At 69.2% G+C, this 14,570-nt stretch carries 8 protein-coding genes, 1 tRNA gene, 1 other RNA gene and 1 pseudogene; 4 read left to right on the forward strand and 7 right to left on the reverse strand.

Features of this window, described 5'->3' with window-relative positions; all coding sequences use genetic code 11:
• Positions 1 to 84: 84 nt before the first annotated feature.
• The 5 genes from ABTZ59_RS07820 to ffs all read right to left on the reverse strand — a co-directional run bounded on the left by ABTZ59_RS07820 (position 85) and on the right by ffs (position 8,268).
• Positions 85 to 1,656: a N,N-dimethylformamidase beta subunit family domain-containing protein gene (locus ABTZ59_RS07820; protein ID WP_351392395.1), complete on the reverse strand. Its 1,572-nt coding sequence runs from the start codon at positions 1,654 to 1,656 to the stop codon at positions 85 to 87.
• A 383-nt stretch (positions 1,657 to 2,039) separates the two neighbouring features.
• Entirely contained in the window at positions 2,040 to 4,016 is a 1,977-nt protein-coding gene (locus tag ABTZ59_RS07825; RefSeq protein WP_351392398.1) for a M48 family metalloprotease, read from the reverse strand.
• A 393-nt stretch (positions 4,017 to 4,409) separates the two neighbouring features.
• Positions 4,410 to 5,660, reverse strand: a complete 1,251-nt coding sequence (purD, locus tag ABTZ59_RS07830; protein WP_351392401.1) for a phosphoribosylamine--glycine ligase — start codon at positions 5,658 to 5,660, stop codon at positions 4,410 to 4,412.
• Between the two features lie 82 nt (positions 5,661 to 5,742).
• The gene (locus ABTZ59_RS07835) at positions 5,743 to 8,118 is read right to left on the reverse strand and encodes a DNA polymerase III subunit gamma and tau (protein ID WP_351392404.1); all 2,376 of its coding nucleotides are present in this window, start codon (positions 8,116 to 8,118) and stop codon (positions 5,743 to 5,745) included.
• A gap of 51 nt (positions 8,119 to 8,169) precedes the next feature.
• An RNA gene (gene ffs / locus ABTZ59_RS07840) (signal recognition particle sRNA small type) lies at positions 8,170 to 8,268 on the reverse strand.
• Positions 8,269 to 8,340: 72 nt separating this feature from the next.
• On the opposite strand from ffs, the gene ABTZ59_RS07845 reads away from it, so the two are divergent.
• From ABTZ59_RS07845 to ABTZ59_RS07860, 4 genes are all read left to right on the forward strand, one after another.
• Positions 8,341 to 8,428 (forward strand) — tRNA-Ser (locus ABTZ59_RS07845).
• 599 nt (positions 8,429 to 9,027) lie between these two features.
• Positions 9,028 to 10,884: a hypothetical protein gene (locus ABTZ59_RS07850; RefSeq protein ID WP_351392407.1), complete on the forward strand. Its 1,857-nt coding sequence runs from the start codon at positions 9,028 to 9,030 to the stop codon at positions 10,882 to 10,884.
• Positions 10,885 to 11,020: 136 nt separating this feature from the next.
• Complete coding sequence (locus tag ABTZ59_RS07855) at positions 11,021 to 12,697, forward strand: Eco57I restriction-modification methylase domain-containing protein (protein WP_351392409.1); 1,677 nt, start codon at positions 11,021 to 11,023, stop codon at positions 12,695 to 12,697.
• A gap of 12 nt (positions 12,698 to 12,709) precedes the next feature.
• On the forward strand, positions 12,710 to 13,435 hold the full coding sequence (locus tag ABTZ59_RS07860; protein ID WP_030350016.1) for a PaeR7I family type II restriction endonuclease: 726 nt from the start codon (positions 12,710 to 12,712) through the stop codon (positions 13,433 to 13,435).
• Between the two features lie 20 nt (positions 13,436 to 13,455).
• Here the strand turns inward: ABTZ59_RS07860 and ABTZ59_RS07865 are convergent.
• Positions 13,456 to 13,761 (reverse strand): annotated as a pseudogene (locus ABTZ59_RS07865) (helix-turn-helix domain-containing protein); the annotation flags it as partial.
• 52 nt (positions 13,762 to 13,813) lie between these two features.
• Positions 13,814 to 14,389, reverse strand: coding sequence for an endonuclease domain-containing protein (locus ABTZ59_RS07870; RefSeq protein WP_351392914.1), 576 nt, complete (start codon positions 14,387 to 14,389; stop codon positions 13,814 to 13,816).
• Between the last annotated feature and the right edge of the window lie 181 nt (positions 14,390 to 14,570).

The following is a 14,570-nucleotide window of genomic DNA, read 5'->3' on the forward strand; positions in this document are numbered from 1 at the left end:
ATATCTAAAACTAATCCCTCACTATCTTCACAGGCCCGTGTCGGGCCCACGCCGGCGGGCCCGCGAAGATCGACCGGAGAGGACCTAGTCCCGCTTGCAGATCCGGTCCAGGAGATTGGCGGTCGCACGCTGGATACGGGGGTCCACATGGCCCGGCCGGTCCAGCGCAGGGGACCACGCGAAGGTCCCCGACGCGAAGACGAGCGCCCCGGACGGGGCACGGTAGAGCGAGGTCTCCTGGTGGCGCCTGCTGTTGTCGAGATCGCGGTACGGGGAGTGCGCGAGCAGGATCCGGTCCTGGTGCTCCGGGAGCGCGGTGCGCGGGAAGTAACGGTCCGCCTCACCGGCGACCAGGCCTTCGATCTCGTCGCCCTCGGTCGCGCCGGTGGCTTCCCAGAGCCAGTGATCGGCGTTCCGTACGACCAGGGGGCGCGGCTCGGGAACGCGGCCCGCGTACTGGATACCGAGCAGCTGCTGCTCCGGCCGGTCCACCTCGCGCCAGAGCGCGGGGCGGCCAGGACCGCGGCGCTTGCGGCAGGTGAGCAGGCGGTCGGGGACGCCGGAGGCCGAGGGTCCCAACTCCACCTGCCAGTACATGGTGTTGGCGGAGAGGAAGACGAGTGAGGTGCCGCCGTCCCGCGCGGCCTCGACGGTCCGGCGCATGGGCACGGACCAGTACTCGTCATGGCCGGGGAAGACCAGGCCCCGGTAGCGACTGGGGTCGACACGGCCCGCGTGCAGATCGCGGGTGTCGGCGTAGGCGAGGTCGTAGCCGTACCGCTCGGCCCAGCGGATGAAGTCGTAGGCGTGGCCGACGTGGAGCGGCAGCCCCGCGCCCGCGTAGGGGCGGTCGAAGGAGACGGTCATGGCGGCGTCGCGCTCGCCGAGGAGCCGGCCCTCCTCGTCCCAGGCGTGGTAGAGGCTGGCGCCGGTGTGGCCGTCCTCGGGATAGAGGTTGTAGGCCTGCCAGGTGATATCGGGGAGGAGCAGGAGCAGGTCGGCCGGGTGGCTGTCGCGGACCGTGAAGGGGATGTGGGAGCGGTAGCCGTCGAGCGTCGTGAGGACGGCGACATAGGCGCCGAGGGCCCAGAACTCCGGGATCTGGAGCCGCCAGGAGAGCCACCAGTGGTGGCAGGAGACGGTCCGGTCGGCGGCGAGCGGGGGCGGCTGGACGATTCCGGAGAGCCGGGGGCTGGTGATGATCTTGCGGGCGCCGTCGCCGCCGTAGTGCCCGATCCGGTAGATGTCGACCGAGAACTGCTGGGGCGGGTCGACGGTGACATGGAAGTCGATGGCCTCGCCGGGCGCGACGGCGCCGGTGGACGCGAAGCCCTTGATCTGGCGTCGTACGTCGTCGGCGGTACGGGTGCCACCGCTGCCGCCGTGATGGCCGCCGGGGTGCCCGTGACCGACATGGTTGCCATGACCGGTGTGGTTGCCATGAGCGGGGTGGTCGCCCTGGCTGCCGTTGTTGCCGTGGTTGCCCTGGCTGCCGCTGCCCAGATGCGGATCGGCGTACCAGGGCACGACATGGCCGGTGTCGTCGAAGTAGTTCTCGCTGCCGCGCAGCCAGGGCAGCGGGCCCTGACCGAAGGGATCGCTGACCGCGTGGGCGAGCGCGCCCGATTCCCACCGCCGGATCTGATCCGCCCCCATGGTGCGCCCCTCCTCCGAGCCCCCGCGCCATCAGGTGGCACGACCGTTGATGAATGCGCCGACGCGAGCGCCGACGCGCCGGTGATACGACCGTTTATCCGGCCGGTGAAGCGGTCGGGTGTAAGCGGCGATCCCCAGCACATCACATTACGCACGCACTCCGTCACCGTTCGTTGCGAATTAACCTTAACGGAAGGCGACAATCGGGATGCACGGTGTGATAAAGGATGGCGCCGATCGGCGGCTACGGGGCGACGCCGGGCGCATTTCCGGGCCCGATGCCGAGCCCGGTGCCGTGCGCTGTCGTGCGCTGTCGTTCGACGGATGACGATCTCGGGCCCTCGGATGGGCGTGTGACGGGTCTGCGTGGCGTGTGGCGCGACTCACACGAGGCGTACGGGCTTCTCGGCCCGTACACCGAGCGAGATCAGCCAGGAACGGAGCGGCTCGGCGTCGCCGCCCTCGACCAGGCTGAGGACGCGCCCGCCCAGGTCCGCTCGGCGCTCGCCGTCGATCAGGAGTGCCGGGCCGTCGAGCCAGTCGAGACCGGGCACGGCGCCCGCCGTGTCGACGGCGGAGCAGCAGACCATGGCCGTGACATGGTCGGCGAGCAGCTCACGGCCGCTGCGGGGCGGCTGGAGCGGGAAAAGGGGCAGCGGGTCGTTGCCCCAGAGGGCGAGGGCGTCGCTCGCGGCCTCGGCCGGGGTGGACGGGGCCGCCGCCGCCTCTTCGCGGGCCAGCTCAGCGCTGATGCCCGCGGCCAGGGCATCGCCGGCCTCATAGACGTCACCGGCCTCGTCGGCGGTCCTGGCGGCTCCGGTTCCAGTTCCAGCAGTTTCAGCGGTTCCAGTTCCGGTGGTTCCAGTTCCGGTGGTTCCAGTGGTCGCGGCGCTTCCGGCCGTTCCGGCGGAGTCGACGGTTCTGGCTGTGCCGGCGGCCCCGGTGGAGTCGCTGGTCTCGCTGCTCTTGTTGGTCTCGCTCGTTCCTCCGGCCATGGTGGAGCCGCTGGTCCCAGTCGGCTCGTCCGACCCGGCGTCATGCCGGGAAAGATGGTCGATGACCCTTTCCAGGGTCGGGCCTGGGCTCAGGGCGGAGCCCGTGGGGTCGGCGGAGCGCCGTACCCCCATGGTGTCGAGGACACGGTGCAGCCTGGCCGCTTCCGTACGCCACTTACGGTCGACGACCTCTTCCGGATACTGCTGCCAGTCCACCGGGGACCAGTCCGGGCCCGCCTCGGCCGGGCCGCCGTGGAAGAGGCGGGCGGCCAGCAGGGAGGCCGCCTCGTCGACCACGCCCGGTTCTTCGAGCAGATCGCAGGCGGGACGCTCGCCGAGCCGGGAGGCGAAGCCCTCGGCGAGGCTGTCGCGGCGGGACAGCTCGGTGAGGGCGGACACCACGCCGGCGTCCAGCCGGGAGGGCCAGCGGCCCATGCGCCAAGCGGGCAGCGCGACCCTGGTCAGCAGCCGGTCCCAGCCCGCGTAGGCGAGGCCGACCTGTTCCTGGGCGACGATCCGCAGACCGTAGTCCACCGCCTGTGCGCGCTCGGACGCCGCTGCCGCCACGCCGCGCTCCATCAGCGCGGCGTGCTCGCCACAGCCGCGCAACAGCAGCTTGGCGATCCGTCCGACACAACCCAGCGCCACCCGCCGTATGGGCCCCAGGCCCGGCCGGGACGCGACAGCCACCGCCGCGTCCAGCCCCCGAACGAACCGGCGGGCCGCGGCTATGTCCGGGTGCGCCGAGGGTCCCGTACCCGCCACGACAGGGGCCAGTACGGCGCGCAGCTCGGCGACCCGCATCCACCACAGGAAGGGAGAACCGATCACGAGGACGGGGGCGGCCGGGGTCCGCCGGACGGCGTGCCGACGGCCGCCGCCGAAGCCGGACAGCGCGCGGTGCCGCGTATATGGGTCCGCGTACGTACGCGAAAACGCCTCGGCGTGCGCCGGATGCGTACGGTCCTCCAGCCAGCTGTCGCAGTCCGGGGTCAGCGCTATGGCGGAGGGCGCGGGCACATCGAGCCGCTCCGCGAGATCGCGCACCAGCCGGTAGAGGTCAGGGGCGGCCTTCTCGGTCACCGGGACCGTGGGGCTGAGCGCGGGCCTGGCGCGGGCGACCACGGCGGCGACGGCACCCGCGATCAGCAGCACGACGAGCGCGAAGCCCGTCACGGCCCAGCGCGCGATGTCCCAGCCTCCACCGCTGAGGCGCCCCGTGGCGCCGCCGACGAGCAGTACGACGGCGACGGCGGCGGGCAGCAGCGCCACGGCCAGCGCCCTGCTGCGGATGCGCAGCACGGCGAGAGCCCGTACACGGGCGCCCTGAGCACCCATCTCCTCACGGATACCGGAACCGGACATGGCCGGACCTCACCCCCTCTGCCCTGCGGCCTGCGTTGCTCACTCCCCCACTGTGGCACCCGCCACTGACATCGCAATGCCGATGGGCCAAGTGCCGGAACGCCTGCGCCGCACCCTAGTTGGACCCTGGAGACCCGTCATCCGGATGGCCCAACGGTCACTCGATGGAATGGCTTTGGGTAAAGCTGCTGACGCGAGGGGGCGGGTGCGAGCGTGCGGCGTGGCGGCCCGGCTGGGTGGGGCGGCGTAATCGAGGGGTGGCGTGATCGAGGGGCGGCGGGCGCGGGGCGGGGCGGGGGCCGGGCAGCGCGTACCGGGCGGGGCGCACCTGATCCCCAGCCGGGACAGGCGCCGGGGATCAGGCAGGCCCCGGGATCAGGCGGGCCGCCGGGATCAGGCTCCCGCGGCCTCGCGGGCGATGTCCGTGCGGTGCTGGGAACCCGCCAGACGAATGCGGCGCAGCGCCGTGTACGCGCGCTCCCGGGCCTGCGTAAGGTTCCGGCCCGTCGCCGTCACCGAAAGCACGCGCCCGCCGGCGCTGACGACCGTATCGCCGTCGCGCCGGGTACCGGCGTGCAGGACGTACGCGTTGGGGGCATCCTGTTCCGCGATCTCGCCCAGGCCCTCGATCGGGTCGCCGGTGCGCGGCGTGTCCGGGTAGTTGTGCGAGGCGACGACCACCGTGACCGCCGCGTCGTCGCGCCAGGTCAGCGGGGGCAGCGCGGCGAGATCTCCCTCCGCCGCCGCCAGCAGGACGCGGGCCAGCGGCGTCCTGAGCCTCGCCAGGACCACCTGTGTCTCCGGGTCGCCGAAGCGCGCGTTGAACTCGATGACCCGCACGCCACGCGCGGTGATCGCGAGACCCGCGTACAGCAGCCCCGAGAAGGGCGTACCGCGCCGGCGCAATTCGTTGACCGTCGGCTGGAGCACGCTCTCCAGGACCTCGTCCACCAGCTTGGGGTCGGCCCACGGGAGCGGGGAGTACGCCCCCATGCCGCCCGTGTTGGGGCCCTCGTCGTTGTCGAGGGCGCGCTTGAAGTCCTGCGCGGGCTGGAGTGGAAGGACCGTCTCGCCGTCGGTGATGGCGAAGAGGGAGACCTCCGGGCCGTCGAGGAACTCCTCGATGACGACCCGATCGCAGCCGATCGCGTGCGCGCGCGCCACGGCGAGATCCGCGGTCACGACGACGCCCTTCCCGGCGGCCAGCCCGTCGTCCTTGACGACGTACGGCGGACCGAAGGCGTCGAGGGCGTCATCGATCTGCTCGGGGGTGGTGCAGACGTAGCTACGGGCCGTCGGAACGTTCGCCGAGGCCATCACATCCTTGGCGAAGGCCTTGGAGCCCTCCAGCTCGGCCGCCTCCCGCGACGGACCGAAACACGGGATGCCCGCGCCCCGTACGGCGTCCGCGACCCCGGCCACCAGCGGGGCCTCGGGACCGACGACGACGAGCCCGGCCTCCAGCTCGGTGGCGAGGCGGGCCACGGCCGCACCGTCCAGCGCGTCCACCGGGTGCAGCTCGGCCACCTCGGCGATACCGGCGTTACCGGGCGCGCAGTGCAGAGCGGTGACCTCGGGGTCGAGGGAGAGAGAGCGGCACAGGGCGTGTTCGCGGGCGCCGCCGCCGATGACAAGGACCTTCACGAGGGGCAGCCTAGCCCGGACGGGGCGCCGCTCCGTGTGCGGGCCTCGGACGGTCTTGGACGGGTCACCGAAAGACGGACCCCTATTCGTTTGTGTATTCCTCCACAACCGTCGCTCCCAGCTCGCGCACGATCAGTTCACGACCGGAGAGCGCGGAGTCGACGAGATCCGGATCGTCCTCCTCAGGAATGTCGTCCTCCGGTGCGACCGGAGGCTTCGTGGGCGCGACGGGTCTGTTGTCGGGCCACTCCGAGCGGGCGGGGCCGCTCTGGCGCGGGGGCTCGGATCGCGCCGTACCGGGACCGGTCGGGCCCTGGGACGTGGGGGCGGGCGACGGCTGCGACGCGTGCGCGGGCTGGGCGGGGCGCTGAGCCTGCGGGGCTGTCGAGGGTGTCGGAGCGGCCGGTGCGGCGTTCGAGGCGGAGGGGGCGCCGCCGTAACCTCCGGTCCCGCCGTCCCCGTACCCACCGCCGCCGGAACCGGGCGCGCTCGCGCCACCTGGGCCGCCCGTGGCAGCGCCATAGCCACCACCAGGGAGGGAGCCGGAGCCGGGGCCGGAGCCGGGACCTGGGCCTGGGCCGCCGTAACCGCCACCGCCGCCACCGCCTCCTCCTCCGCCGGCCGGGGGCGTGGCGGTGCCGCCCGACGGGTCGACGATCGCCTCGATCTTCCACTGCACATGGAACTGCTCGGAGAGCGCCTGTTTGAGCACGTCCTCGCTGCCGCTGCTGGTGAAGTTGTCGCGAGCGCCCGCGTTGATGAAGCCGACCTGGAGGGTCGTGCCGTCGAACCCCGCGACCTGCGCGTTCTGGCTGAGCAGGATCCAGGTGAAGCGCCGGCGGTTCTTCACCGCCTCCAGGATGTCCGGCCACATGTTCCGCACCTGACCGGCGCCCTGTGTCATGCCGGGGGCCGACGCGGCGGCAGCGGGCTGGGGAGCGGTCGGCGCGGACCCGGGTCCCGGCGGCGGCGCGGCCCCCTGTCCCTGCCCCTGCCCCTGTCCGGGCGCCGACGCGGTGGGCCAGCCGCCGGGACGGCGCCCCGGAGCCTCCGACGCCGCGGCGGAGGGCCAGGCACCGGGCCGCTGCGGCTCGACGGCGGGAGCGGGCGCCGACGGGGGCGCGGCCTGCGGAGCGGCGGGCGCCGGAGCGGCATGCTGCATGGGCGGCGGTACGGGCGCGGGCGGCCCAGGCATCGCGGGGGGTACGGGCGCGTGCGCCTCGGGCCCGGGGACGTACCCCGTCGCGGGACCGGGCCCCCCGGCGGAGAACGCGGCCCCCGCGACCGAAGCGGCCGCGGCCGCCCCGCGCTCCAGCCGGTCGAGCCGTGCCTGAACCGACCGCTCGTCGTCGAAGGCCGCGGGCAGCAGCACCCGCGCGCAGATCAGCTCCAGCTGAAGCCGGGGCGAGGTGGCCCCGCGCATTTCCGTGAGCCCGGTGTTGACCAGGTCGGCCGCCCGGCTCAGCTCGGCCGCGCCGAAGACCGACGCCTGGGCCCGCATCCGCTCGACGACATCGGCGGGGGCATCGATCAGCCCCTTCTCCCCCGCATCCGGCACGGCGGCCAGAATGACCAGGTCCCGCAGCCGCTCCAGCAGATCGGCGACAAAGCGCCGCGGGTCGTTCCCGCCCTCGATGACCTGTTCCACGACCTCGAACGCCGCGGCCCCGTCTCCCGCCGCGAACGCGTCCACCACCGAATCGAGCAGCGACCCGTCCGTATAACCGAGCAGGGCCGTCGCCATGGCGTACGTCACACCGTCCTCGGCCGCGCCCGCGAGCAACTGATCCATGACGGACATCGAGTCACGCACGGACCCGCCCCCGGCCCGTACGACCAGCGGCAACACCCCGTCGGCGACCGGGATCCGCTCCTTCCCGCACACCTCGCCGAGATAGTCGCGCAGCGTCCCCGGCGGGACCAGCCGGAACGGATAGTGGTGCGTACGCGACCGGATCGTGCCGATGACCTTCTCGGGCTCGGTGGTCGCGAAGATGAACTTGAGATGCTCCGGCGGCTCCTCGACCACCTTCAGCAGCGCGTTGAAGCCCGCCGAGGTGACCATGTGCGCCTCGTCGATGATGTAGATCTTGTAACGACTGCTCGCCGGCCCGAAGAACGCCTTCTCACGAAGATCACGGGCATCGTCCACACCGCCGTGCGACGCGGCGTCGATCTCGATCACATCGATGGACCCCGGCCCGTTCCTGGCCAGGTCCTTGCAGGACTGGCACTCCCCGCACGGCGTCGGCGTCGGCCCCTGCTCACAGTTCAGACAGCGCGCGAGGATGCGCGCACTGGTCGTCTTCCCACAGCCGCGCGGCCCGCTGAACAGGTACGCATGATTGACCCGGTTGTTCCGCAGGGCCTGCTGCAGCGGGTCAGTGACATGCTCCTGCCCGATGACCTCGGCGAACGACTCGGGGCGATAACGGCGGTACAGCGCAAGGGACGACACACCTACGACGATATCGGCCCCCTACGACAACGCCCCCCTGCCGCCACCCCCAACACAAGCGCCCCCCACGCACCCGCCAGAGCCAACCTACCCTTGCTGCCTTCCGGCCCTGGGGGAGTTCAGTCAGATAGCGCCACGTGAGGGGCTCCGCACACAGTACCCGATGCGGGAGGCCCGGATCGAGTTCGCGAGCACTCCCCAGCGTCTTGTATTGTTTGCGGCGGAGGATTCGCCTAGTGGCCTAGGGCGCACGCTTGGAAAGCGTGTTGGGGGCAACCCCTCACGAGTTCGAATCTCGTATCCTCCGCCATTGCTCTCACCGGGCAATACGTCGAAGGCCCCCGCAGCTTGCTGCGGGGGCCTTCGACGTGCGTGGTCTCAGTTTTGGTCTCAGTTACGCAGGCGGACCGCCGCGGACAGTCGTAGACCCCCGCTAGGAATCCAGGTCACTGGATGACGAGCCCGGGTCTCCTCCAGCGCCTCGCCGCAGCAACCACGACAGCGACAGCCGGGCGCCCCCTCCCTATGCGCGGTGTGCGCTTGCTCGACGAGCTCGTACACCAGCACCTCAAAGCTCCTGCGCCCGCACCTTCCAAGCAGCCGCTTCGCGACGCACGCGAGATGCCTCGTCCTGCGCTTCCCGCGCTCGGCGATCAGCGTGGATCTTGCCTCATGGGGGTACCGCCGCCGTACATGCCCTCCTCACTGTCCACAAGACCCACTGTTGCCGCCAGCAACGGAGAAAGAGGGTGATGATCACAGCACGGGGCCGTCAACCGGCCGGAGCGCTGGCGCCCCGTTCGGGCGCTTCCAAGCGCCCTGCGCCTTCCGTCGTCACGTTGCATCGTTACGCAGGCCGTGACGCGCTGGCCATCCAGGCGGGGCGGCGAGCGCTGGAGAGACCAGGTCATGGCACATTCGATCAAGCTGCTGCGCTACTCGGTGGAGACTGCGGCAGGTTGGCATTCCTACGCCCTCGACGCCGACCTCGTCGCCTTGGTGGGCGCGGTCAACACCGGCAAGACGACCTTCTTCGAAGGCGTCTCGTACACCCTCGGCTCAACTCCGAAATGGCCCGTGGCCATGGACCGATACGTCCACCGGGTCGAGACCGAGGCCCTCCTGGATGACCAGCATGTGAGGCTGCGCCGGAACGTGCGTGGCCGCACTGGCCAGGTCGAGCTGCTCGAACCCGACGGCACACTGAGCGAGATCCTGCCCCTGAAGGACTCGGACGAGACTGGCCGCACGACTCTGTCGCAGTGGTTGCTGGAAGCAGTGGGCCTGTCCCGATTGCTGTCCACCGCGCGCCGCAGGAGCAAGCCGATCAGCTTCCCCGACCTGCTGGACTTCATGTACGTACGGCAGTTGACCATCGACCAGAAGATCGCCGGCCACAGCGTCGACCGGCCCAGTGCCCTGCGCCAGACCCTTTTCGAGCTGCTCTTCGGGATGTCCACCCCGGAACTCCCGGCCCTGGAAGCCGAACTGAGCGCCGTCAAAGCCACCGTGCGGCAGCTCACCCAGGACCAGGCCAGCATTTCGACATTCCTCAACGCTTCCACCGCCACGAACCTCGACGCCATCCACGCCGAGATCACCCGAGCCACCGAAGCACGCGAAGCAGCCGAGCGGCGGCTCAAGGTCATCGAAACCGAACTCACCGCCCTGACGGGGGCCGCCGATCCGCTGCGCGCCGCCCTGCGGCAGGCCAGCGAAGAAGCCGAAGCCGCCCACCGCCGCGCCAGCAGCGCCCGCCGCGCCCTCGCTGAGAGTGAGGGCAGCGTGGACCAGCTGCGCAAGCGGCTGGAGAAGGCTGGCAAGCCGGTGGTGCAGTGCTCCCACTGCAGCGCCGACCTGACCCGGCGCGCACTCCCAGCGGGGGCCTGCCCGCAGTGCACCGAAACACAGACCGATCTCGCAGCCGCGCTGGACACACTCCAGCGGCAGCTGGACGCCGCTCGCGACCGAGTCGTACAGGGCCAGGCTCGGGCGGCCAAGTCAGAGAAGGAAGCCGCCACTGCCGACGCACACGTCGCCGACCTCCAGCAGCGCCTCGACGAGGCAACCCGCCGACTGATCGCCCCGCATGCCGATCAACTCGCCACTGCCCGCGCAGCCGTCGCCGAAGCAACCACCCGCCTGCAGGGCCTGGAACGCCTCGTCGAACCCCACCAGCGGCTGCGCACCCTTGCGGAACAACTACGCGAAGCCGAGGAACGCCGTACCGAGCTCACCGAGGCCCGCAGAGACCTCATCGCCAGCTACGCCGTACGTCGCGGAGACGTACTGGACAGCCTCAACGACATCTTCGTCGACGTCGTCGAGGAAATGGACCTGCCCTGGTACGCGGGAGACGCCCGCATCGACCGCGACACCTATCTGCCCATCGTCGACGGACAGGGAGTCGACCGCCACGGCGGAGGCACCCGCGCTGCCCTCACCGTCGGCTACCACGTCACCCTGCTGCGCTATCTGCTCACCAACCGTGTCGGTGACCTCCCCGCCTTCCTCATGATCGACTCACCGACCAAGAACATCGGCAGCAACACCTGGGACTCGCGCTTCGCTCAGCGCATCTACAGCAGCTTCGTCGACTTCGTCACCGCCCGCACCGGTGCAGGCATCACCACCGCTCCGTTCCAGGTCCTGGTCGCCGACAACGATTTGCCTGCGTCCGTGCGCGGCCATGTCCTCGTCCACGACTTCGACCATGACCGGCCGCTGATCCCGGGGCTGAGCAACCCGCATGCCACCCAGCAGTAACCGGTCAGAGCCCACTGCCTCGCCGGGCAGGGCGCTCAAGGCCAGCACCAGAGCAGTCGGATCGTGGCTCGATGCCGATAGCGTCTGTTCGCCGAAGGGGCCCGTGGCCGAAATTGTCCCTAGTAGGGTCGTGGACGTGGCCACTCCTCTGCTCTCTGACATCCACCGGCACGTGCTCCCCGCCCTCCCCGCGGAGGCCGACGTGGAGCACGGCGAGGTCTTCACGCGGCGCTGGGTGGTCGACCTGATCCTCGACCTCCTCGGGTACACGGCCGACAAGGACCTCTGCAACGCGACGCTCGTTGAGCCGGCCTGTGGCTCAGGTGCCTTCCTGGTCGCTGTGGCGTCGCGGATCAGCGCCTCCTGCCGTACGCACAATCGCCCTCTCGGGGAGGCGGCTACGGCTGTGCGCGCTCTGGATCTGTTGGATCGCAACGTGCAGAAGAGCCGCGCGGTCGTCGAGAAGCAGCTGGTAGACGAAGGGTGGCAGGCCAAGGAAGCTCGGCAGGTGGCAGTCTCATGGGTCGAGCAAGGTGACTACCTGCTCCAGCCCGATGCAGACCACCGAGCCGACTACGTTGTCGGCAATCCTCCGTACATCCGCCTCGAAGACGTCCCCGACAACCGGATGGCGGCCTACCGCAGCGCCTGCTCCACGATGGGCGGCAGGGCAGATATCTACATCGGCTTCTACGAGGTCGCGCTGCGCAGCCTCAATCCTGACGGGAGGCTCGGCTTCATCTGCGCCGACCGCTGGATGCGAAATCAGTACGGCCGCCGCCTCCGACAGCTGGTGACCAGCCGCTTCAGCATGGATCTCGCCTTGATCATGCACGATGTGGATGCGTTCGCGCATCAGGTTTCGGCCTATCCGGCGATCACGCTCATCTCGAACCGACCCCAGGGCGGAGCGGTGGCAGCGGACACCACTCGGGCATTCGGCAGCGCCCAAGCCGATGACTTCGCCGACTGGTACGCGGAGGACAGCGAGTCCATTACAGCCCCAGCGTTCCAGGCCGCCCGCATGCCGCACTGGTTCCCCGACGAGGACTCATGGCCGGCTGCCTCGCCAGCCAGGCTGGCTCTCCTCGAAGAACTCACCGAGCGCTTCCGGCTCCTGGAGGACACCCAGACCGGTACTCGCGTCGGCATCGGCATCGCCACCGGCGCCGACAAGGTCTTCCTCACTGACGACGACGCCCTGGTCGAGAATGACCGGCTGTTGCCCATGGCCATGGTTCGTGACACCACCAGCGGCACCTTGAACTGGAACGGCACCTACCTGGTCAACCCGTGGACGGCCGCAGGTGACCTGGTCGACCTCACCGCCTATCCGCAGCTTGCCGCGTACTTCGAGGAGCACGGGGACGTGCTCCGCAAGCGGTACGTCGCGGTCAAGCAGCCTCAGCGCTGGTACAAGACGATCGACAAGGTCGACCACCGTCTGACGCGGCGTCCCAAGCTGCTGTTTCCGGACATGAAGCTGACGATCCATCCGGTCCTCGATGAAGGCGCACTGTACCCTCACCACAACCTGTACTTCATCGTCTCGGACAACTGGGACATGCGCGTACTCGGTGGTCTGCTGTTGTCCAAGGTCGCGGAAGCGTTCGTGGAGGCGTACGCGGTCAAGATGCGAGGGGGAACCCTCCGGTTCCAGGCGCAGTACCTCCGCAAGATCCGCGTGCCCGACCCGGCCGCCATCAGTAAGAGTGACCGCACAGCCCTCGCGGATGCATTCGACAAGCGCGACGTGAAGGCCGCGACAGAGGCTGCCTTGCGCGTCTACGGATTGGCCGAGCTGCCTGACTAGGAGGAACGGATCTTGACGGTCACCCGCCAAGACTTCGAGGACGCCATAGCTACGTACTGGGGTGCCAAGCAGCTGCAGAGCGAACAGTCTGCGATCAAGGCCAAGGTTGGGGCCGGCACTGCCGGGTCAGTCCGTGGCGGCAAGCACTTCGATGTGATCGCGGCCCTCTTGGCGAAGTTCTTCCTGGAAGCCGGCTACCCGGCCGAGAGCATCCGCGTCAGCAAGTCCCAAGGGCTGGAGCTGCCCGGCTACTACCGGCCGCAGAAGCAGTGGGACCTCGTGGTCGTGCATGAGGGCGTACTCGTCGCGGCCTTCGAGATGAAGGCGCTCGGCGGGCCCTCGTACGGCAACAACTACAACAACCGGGTCGAGGAAGCGCTGGGCAGCGCGGTGGACCTCCGACGCGCCGCCCTCGCCGAGCTGTATCCGAAGGAGAAGCCCTGGCTCGGCTACTTCTTCATCATGCAGGACGGGGAGGGTTCCCGGAGGCCGGTCAAGACCGCGAAGGGCGCCCTGCCGACCGACGCAATCTGGCATGGCACCTCGTACCAGGACCGGTTCGGCATCTTCTGCGAGCGCCTCATAGCCGAACAGCTCTACGATGCCGCGTGCTACGTCACGTCCTCGGCCGAGGCACCGAAGCCGATCGAGCTCGTGCCGAGCCTCGACTGGAGACACTTCTCAGCAGCGATCAATGCGCGCCTCACCTACTTGAAAGACCTCGGCCTCCCCGGGTAACGGCACAGATTCGACGCACTAAGCACCGTGCCTCTCGCGAACCGGCGCCGAGACGGCAATGGCAGCAGAGGGCCGATGTGGTCGATGACCCGGTCGGCCGCCGACTTCGAAATTCCGAACAGCAGGACCAGCTGGCGCATCGTCAAGTTTGTGCGCCAGTAGGCCGCGACCAACAGAATGCGGCCCTCAAGCAACGGACCCCACGGACGTCTCAGCCGTGGTTCGGCTGCATTCTCGCGCTGCACCATGGTCACCAACTTGCCGAAGCAGCACGGGCTCAGCCCGGTGAACGGGCCTATCCAAGACGGTTCCGACGCCGTGACCACACCAGCCGCGCAAAGGTCATCTCGCCCATGACCAGCGGTTACGGGACTGCCCTCAGAGGAGGACCTTCTTTGCGGGGGGATCGGAAAGGTAGGACTCAAATATCGGGATGTTACGGAGGTCCGCCGGAAGGTTCTCGTACCAGGAGAGCCCCTTCGCATTGCAACTGCTGCAGAGGAGACCTCGAATGCATTTCCCGCACGATCTACCCTGTTTCGAGCAACAAGAGTGGTCATGATCGATGTGCCAAGTCCCAACCTCCCGGAGCCCCTTCACGTTGCAGATTGCACAGGACTGGTTTTGATGGTCAAGCAGTGCCCAGTAACCCTCCTGCGTGAGGTGAAAGCTCCCCTCAATATGGACCCATTTGATGCATGAAACACACTGTGGCCGATAACTGTCAGCCGAGGTCTTGCTCTTATAGAACTCCTCAAACGATTTGACCTGCTTGCATGTGCAGCACTGTTTCAGTCCTTGGTCTCGATACGCAAGGATCGTCGCCATGGGGAGCTTCGCCTTGAATGGCTTGACCACACTCGACGCGAGAGTCTGCATGTAATGGGTGTCGCATAGACCTTTGTTCGTATTGCGGACCTCCCGATCACATTCCCAAACGGAGGACCCAGGCATAGCTAGGGGGTGCTGGCTCGACGCCTCACAGCGGAACTTCGAGTACGTTTTATCACTGCGACGCTTTACCTGTGCAGGCTTGAACTCCCGCACCCCTCGCTTATGTTGTTGGTAGTACGCGTTACACAGGCCCTTCGCTATGACCCGCCTGTCACACTTCCAGCCGTCTCCAGTGGCCCTG

The organism is Streptomyces sp. NPDC094034 (assembly GCF_040303865.1).
GTDB lineage: Bacteria > Actinomycetota > Actinomycetes > Streptomycetales > Streptomycetaceae > Streptomyces.